The organism is Dietzia sp. HMSC21D01 (assembly GCF_001815995.1).
In the GTDB taxonomy this organism is placed as follows: domain Bacteria; phylum Actinomycetota; class Actinomycetes; order Mycobacteriales; family Mycobacteriaceae; genus Dietzia; species Dietzia cinnamea.
On record NZ_KV824178.1, the window covers coordinates 1 to 6,402 of the forward strand.

The window sequence follows — 6,402 nt, forward strand, 5'->3', positions numbered from 1 at the left end:
TTCGGCGGGCGCGCGTGGGCGATCTCGCAGCGTGAGTCCCGCCAGGTGTGCTGGCTCTTCGGCTTGTGATGGCTGAATGGTCCATCCGGCCAGCGCACCCGGGCTGTGTTCGAGCATTCCGGCAGCGTAAGCCGAAGAGGCAGCGCGACCGGGAGGGGTCGCGCTGCCTCTGTGTCGGGTGCCGGGCGATCCCGCAGCGCATCCGCTGGGTTGCGGGCCTCCGGCGAGCAGGCGCGCAGCGGTGGCGCAGGCGTGCCCCCTGCCGGTGCCTACGCAGCGGTGGCGCGGGTGTGGCGAACCGCGGGCTCGGTCGCCACGTAGACCGTGCCGTCGCCGGCGACCCGGGCGGGGAACACCGAGATCCCGCGGGACGGGTCGTCGAGACCGCGACCGTCCTCGAGCGCGTACGCCTGCTTGCCGATGGGCGAGATCACGGCGGGGACGCCGCCGCGGTCGCCCACCAGCCCGCGGCTCATCACGGCCGCCCGGGCGACGGGATCGATGTTGCAGACGGCGTGCACCTCGCCGTCGTCGAGCGTGTACACCGCCACCTGCCGCCCGTCTGGCAGCAGGGCGGCGACCCCGCGCCCGACGATGAGGCGGTCGACAGGGCAGACGGCGACCTCGGCGGCGGCTGCCGCGGTGGAAGCGGCGCCGGTACGGGCGGGGCGGGACAGGGTGGCGGTCATGGTGAACTCCTCGGATTGAAGGCGGGGCAGGTGAAGCCGGGGCGGTTGTGAAGGGGCGGTTGTGGGAGGGCGGATATCGGGTCGACGATGGGGACTGGGCCCGGCGCGTCGGGCGCGCGAGCTCAGCTGCGGACGGGCATGGCGGGGGAGCCGAGCAGGACGGGCACCTTGCGGCCGTCGCGCTGCTCGAACCGGACGGTGGGGTCCGGCGCCTCGGGGGCGTTGACGAACGAGACGAACCGGGCGAGCTTGTCGGGATCGTCGAGTACGGCCGCCCACTCGTCCACGTAGCCGGCGACGTGCGCCTCCATCCGGCCCTCGAGCTCGGCGGCCAGGCCGAGGGAGTCGTCGCACACCACCTCGCGCAGGTGGTCGAGCCCGCCCTCGAGCGCCTCGAGCCACGGCGCCATGCGCTGCAGCCGCTCGGCCGTGCGGACGTAGAACATCACGGTGCGGTCGATGTATCGGATGAGCTGGTCGTCGGTGAGGTCGCCGGCCAGCAGCTGGGCGTGCCGCGGGGTCGCGCCGCCGTTGCCCCCCACGTAGAGGTTCCAACCGTTCTCGGTGGCGATCACGCCGACGTCCTTGCCGCGGGCCTCCGCGCACTCGCGCGCACACCCGGAGACGGCCATCTTGATCTTGTGCGGCGCTCGCAGTCCGCGGTAGCGGGTCTCCAGCAGCACCGCCATCGCGACCGAGTCCTGCTGCCCGTACCGGCACCACGACGTGCCCACGCAGCTCTTGACCGTGCGCAGCGACTTGCCGTACGCGTGCCCGGACTCCATGCCCGCCTCCACCAGCCGCCGCCAGATGGCGGGGAGTTCCTCGACGCGCGCGCCGAACAGGTCGATGCGCTGGCCGCCGGTGACCTTGACGTACAGGTCGTGGTCGCGGGCGATCTCGCCGATCACGATGAGCTGCTCCGCCGTCACCTCGCCGCCGGGCATCCGCGGCACCACCGAGTAGGTGCCGTTCTTCTGGATGTTGGCCAGGAAGTGGTCGTTGGTGTCCTGCAGCGCCGCCTGCTCGCCGTCGAGGACGTGGTCCGAGCTGGTCGAGGCGAGGATCGACGCGACCGTCGGCTTGCAGATGTCGCAGCCCGTGCCGCGCCCGAAGCGCCCGATCAGACCGGAGAACGTGCGGATGCCGGTGACGGTGACGATCTCGAAAAGCTCCGAGCGGGACTGGTCGAAGTGCTCGCACAGCGCGGTGGACTGCTCGACGCCCTCGGCCTCGAGGACCTGACGCATGAGCGGAAGGCACGAGCCGCACGACGTGCCGGCCCGGGTGCACGCCTTGAGGGCGGGCACGTCGCACGCCCCCTCGCAGATCGCCTCGCGCAGATCGCCCTTGGTGACGGCGTTGCACGAGCAGATCTGCGCGTCGTCGGGAAGTGAGTCCACGCCGACGCCGGAGTCGGCCGCCGCACCCGGGGTGATGAGGGCCAGGGGAGTGGACGACGGCAAGGTGCGGCCCAGCAGCGGCTTGAGCAACTGGTAGGGGCCGGCGTCGCCGACGAACACGCCGCCCAGCAGGGTCAGGGCGTCGTCGCTGAGGACGAGTTTGCTGTAGGTGCGGGCGACCGGGTCGTCCACCACCACCTCGAGACAGTCGGGCGTACGACCGTGGGCGTCGCCGAAGCTGGCCACGTCGACCCCCATGAGCTTGAGCTTGGTGGCGAGGTCGGCCCCGGTGAACTCGGTGCCGGCGTCGCCGGTGATCTGGCCGGCCGCCACCTCGGCGGAGGTGTATCCGGGCCCGACCAGGCCGTAGCAGGTGCCCTCGATGGCCGCGCACTCGCCGATCGCGTAGACGTGCGGGTCCGAGGTGCGGCAGGCTCTGTCGGTCAGCACGCCGCCACGCTCGGCCACGGCGATTCCCGCCGCGCGGGCGAGTTCGTCGCGGGGCCGGACACCGACGGAGAACACGACGAGGGCCGCGTCGACGACATCCGTCTCGCCGTCGTCGGAGGTCAGGGCGACCCGGAGTCCGGCGTCACCGGACGCCGACCCGGCGCCACCCCCGGCGGCGTCCGCGGTGTCACCCCCCGCGTCGTCCGCGCCGCCGGCGGCACTCTCCTCGATGACCGTGTCGGTCACGCTGAGGTGCACGTCGATGCCGCGGTCGCGGATGAGGTCCCCCAGCAGGGCGCCGCCGCGGCCGTCGACCTGCACGGGCATGAGCCGGTCGTTGCGTTCCACGACGTGCGGGACCAGGCCGAGCAGGCTCAGCGCGTTGGCGGCCTCGATGCCCAGCAGCCCGCCGCCGATCACCACGCCGTGCGCGCCCGCCCCGGCCCGCTCGGCGGCCGCGCGGATCGCGTCGAGGTCGTCGAGCGTGCGGTATACATGGCAGCCGGGCAGGTCGTGGCCGGGGACGGGCGGGACGAACGCGCGCGAACCGGTCGCCAACACCAGCGTGTCGTAGTCGACGTACTCGCCCGAGTCGAGTTCCACGCGTCGGGCGCCGGTGTCGATCGCGGTGACGAGCCGGCCGGAACGCACGGTGACGCGGGGGTCGGCGGAGTGCCGCGCATCGTCGAGGTGCAGCGCGTCGCGCTCCCACGCGCCGACGTAGGCGGACAGTCCGACGCGGTCGTAGGCGGGATCGGCTTCCTCGCCGATCACCGTGACGGCCACGTCGGCGTCGGCGTAGCGCGTGCCGAGGGTGGAGACGAAGCGGTGGGATACCATCCCGTGCCCGACGACGACGATGTGCTCAGTCATTCCTGGACCTCCTTGGCGTGCCTGTGGGGGACAGCCTAGGAAGGCGGTGTTGCGGTGCTGTGGCGTCGGATCACGGTCCCGTGACGCTTACTTCACATCGGTCCGGGGGCCGGGTGAGGGACCGGTCCGCGGGCGTGTGGCGGCGGGATGCGGGCGCCGGAGCGGCGGCTCAGTCCAGGGGTAGCAGGCTCGTCGGCACGGCCTGGACCTCGGCCACGCGGTCGATGTTCTGGCGCAGCCGCTCCCACTCGCCCGAGGGGATCTCCTTCTCCAGCCGGCGCAGCGCAGCCTTGTCGGAGGTGGCCCATGCGACGGGCATCGGGGAGATGAACTGGTAGAGGTTGTCGCGGCCGCGGGCGCTCCGGTTGCCCACCACGGCGACGCAGGGCACGCGCTCGCCGACCTTCGACTCGTGGCCCGCGACAGGTCCGCAGTTGCGGGCCACGAGGGCGGGCAGCTTCCCGGCGGAGCGGTCGACGGCGCGGTCGACCAGCGCCAACAGGGTCACGCCGCGCGGGCGGACCTCGGCGATGACGGCCGGGACGAGCTCGGAGGTCGAGTAGGTGTGCTGCATCGACCCCATCTTGCGGGGGATATAGCCGATCATGGCGAGGCAGCCGATCGCGAACGCGCCGGCCACCACCGCGATGATCCAGCCCCACGCCGCGAACTCCGCGAAGACGAGCATGCCGATGCCGGCGGCGAGCACGATGACGCCGAGGATGCCCGCCGACCACTGCAGGCGGCGCACCTCGGCGAGGCTCTCGTTGTTCTTGCGGACCCAGGCATCGTCGACGGGGATGTCGGCGAGGCGGTACTGCTCGTGCGGGTTGCGGGGGGAGCGATCGGCGGCCATGGCGCCCAGTATCCCAGCACCCGCGGCGGCCTGGCCCGCGGGTGACCGCGGCGGCTTGGCCCGCGGGTGACCGCGGCGGAGCCGGGTCGCCCCCGGGACCGGGCCGGCATCGGGCCTCAACGCACCTCAGCCCACCTCGGGGATGGACGGGCCGAGCAGGTCGTCGGCGTCGACGATCCGGTACGCGTACCCCTGCTCGGCGAGGAACCGCTGGCGGTGCGCGGCGTACTCGGCGTCGAGGGTGTCGCGGGCGACGACCGAGTAGAAGTGCGCCTGCCCGCCGTCGTGCTTGGGCCGCAGCAGTCGACCGAGCCGCTGCGCCTCCTCCTGACGCGAGCCGAACGTGCCCGACACCTGCACCGCGACGCTGGCCTCGGGCAGGTCGATCGAGAAGTTGGCGACCTTGGACACCACGAGCGTGGAGATCTCACCGTTGCGGAACTGGTCGAACAGTTTCTCGCGCTCCTTGTTGGAGGTCGACCCCTGGATGACGGGCGCGTCGAGCTCGGCGCCGAGCTCCTCGAGCTGGTCGAGGTAGGCGCCGATCACCAGGGTGGGGGCGCCGGCATGGCGCGCGAGGATCTTCCTGACCACCGGGATCTTGGTGCGGGCGGTCGAGCACAGCTTGTACTTGTCCTCGGCCTCGGCGGTCGCGTACAGCATCCGCTCGTTCTCGGTGAGCGTCACGCGCACCTCGATGCAGTCGGCGGGCGCGATCCACCCCTGCGCCTCGATGTCCTTCCACGGGGCGTCGTAGCGCTTGGGCCCGATGAGGGAGAACACGTCGCCCTCGCGGCCGTCCTCGCGCACGAGCGTCGCGGTCAGGCCGAGGCGGCGGCGCGACTGCAGGTCGGCGGTCATGCGGAACACGGGCGCGGGCAGCAGGTGGACCTCGTCGTAGATCATCAGGCCCCAGTCGCGGGAGTCGAACAGCTCCAGCGCCCGGTGCACGCCCTTGGTCTTGCGCGTGACCACCTGGTATGTGGCGATGGTGACTGGCCGGATCTCCTTGCGCTCACCGGAGTACTCGCCGATCTCGTCCTCGGTGAGGGTGGTGCGGGCCAGCAGTTCCCGCTTCCACTGGCGCCCGGCGACGGTGTTGGTCACCAGGATGAGCGTGGTGGCCTTGGCCTTGGCCATCGCGGCCGCGCCGACCATCGTCTTGCCGGCGCCGCAGGGCAGCACGACCACGCCGGAGCCGCCCGCCCAGAACGAGTCGGCGGCCATCTGCTGGTAGTCGCGCAGCTCCCACTGCTCCTCCTCGGTGGACAGCGCGATCTCGTGGGCCTCGCCGTCCACGTAGCCGGCGAGGTCCTCGGCGGGCCAGCCCACCTTGAGCAGCTCCTGCTTGAGCCGACCGCGCTCGGAGGGGTGCACGATCACCGTGTCCGCGTCGATGTCGGCGCCGAGCATGGGGGCGATCTTCTTGTGCCGCTTGACCTCGGCGAGCACGGCGGAGTCGAGGGAGACGAGCGTCAGGCCGTGCACCGGGCTCTTGACCAGCTGCAGCCGGCCGTAGCGCGCCATGGTCTCCGCGATGTCCACGAGCAGCGGTTGCGGCACGGGGAAGCGCGAGTAGGAGACCAGGACGTCGACCACCTGCTCGGCGTCGTGCCCGGCGGCCCGGGCGTTCCACAGGGCCAGCGGCGTGATCCGGTAGGTGTGGACGTGCTCGGGCGCGCGCTCGAGCTCGGCGAAGGGGGCCAGCGCCTGTCGGGCGTCGGCGGCCTGCTCGTGGTCGATCTCCAGCAGCACTGTCTTGTCCGACTGGACGATCAGCGGTCCACCGCTCACTTCGGGCCTCCTCGGGTCTCTCGCCGGGCCCGCGTAGGCCCGACCCTCCATTGTCCAGAAATCCGCGTCAGCGCGTGGGTTCGACGTCGGAGACGGAGATCACCCGGTGCAGCGGCAGGACGACGGGCTCGGCCGAGTCCGGCTCGATGCCCTCGATCCTGCCGCCGCCGACGGAGGCGGGGACGACCAGCCGGGCGGAGGAGCGGCCCGCGGCGTCGACCACGGAGACGGTGACGGCGGTGCCGGTGCCCGCGGCCTCATGCAGTCGGGCGATGGCGGCCTCGCCCGTGTACGCGCCCGAGGAGGCACCGCGCGCCGAGCGCACGCGGTCTGCGGA

The 6,402-nt window shown here is 72.4% G+C and carries 4 protein-coding genes and 1 pseudogene; all 5 read right to left on the minus strand.

Translation table 11 applies throughout. The features are described from left to right. Positions 1 to 269: 269 nt before the first annotated feature. Positions 270 to 689 carry a nitrite reductase small subunit NirD gene (nirD, locus tag HMPREF3086_RS17510; RefSeq protein WP_082767763.1) on the minus strand — a complete coding sequence of 140 codons (420 nt, stop codon included), beginning with the start codon at positions 687 to 689 and terminating at the stop codon, positions 270 to 272. Between the two features lie 122 nt (positions 690 to 811). Then, positions 812 to 3,415: a nitrite reductase large subunit NirB gene (gene nirB, locus HMPREF3086_RS17515; RefSeq protein WP_061229319.1), complete on the minus strand. Its 2,604-nt coding sequence runs from the start codon at positions 3,413 to 3,415 to the stop codon at positions 812 to 814. 169 nt (positions 3,416 to 3,584) lie between these two features. After that, positions 3,585 to 4,271, minus strand: coding sequence for a DUF3239 domain-containing protein (locus HMPREF3086_RS17520; protein ID WP_061229320.1), 687 nt, complete (start codon positions 4,269 to 4,271; stop codon positions 3,585 to 3,587). Between the two features lie 126 nt (positions 4,272 to 4,397). Next, the gene (locus tag HMPREF3086_RS17525) at positions 4,398 to 6,065 is read right to left on the minus strand and encodes a DNA repair helicase XPB (protein ID WP_061229321.1); all 1,668 of its coding nucleotides are present in this window, start codon (positions 6,063 to 6,065) and stop codon (positions 4,398 to 4,400) included. A gap of 67 nt (positions 6,066 to 6,132) precedes the next feature. Beyond that, positions 6,133 to 6,402, minus strand: a pseudogene (locus tag HMPREF3086_RS17530) (hypothetical protein); the annotation flags it as partial.

Excerpts from the sequence above, each read along its gene's own strand:
- nirD (WP_082767763.1), bottom strand. The coding sequence starts at position 689 with ATGACCGCCACCCTGTCCCGCCCCGCCCGTACCGGCGCCGCTTCCACC.
- nirB (WP_061229319.1), bottom strand. The coding sequence starts at position 3,415 with ATGACTGAGCACATCGTCGTCGTCGGGCACGGGATGGTATCCCACCGC.
- HMPREF3086_RS17520 (WP_061229320.1), bottom strand. The coding sequence starts at position 4,271 with ATGGCCGCCGATCGCTCCCCCCGCAACCCGCACGAGCAGTACCGCCTC.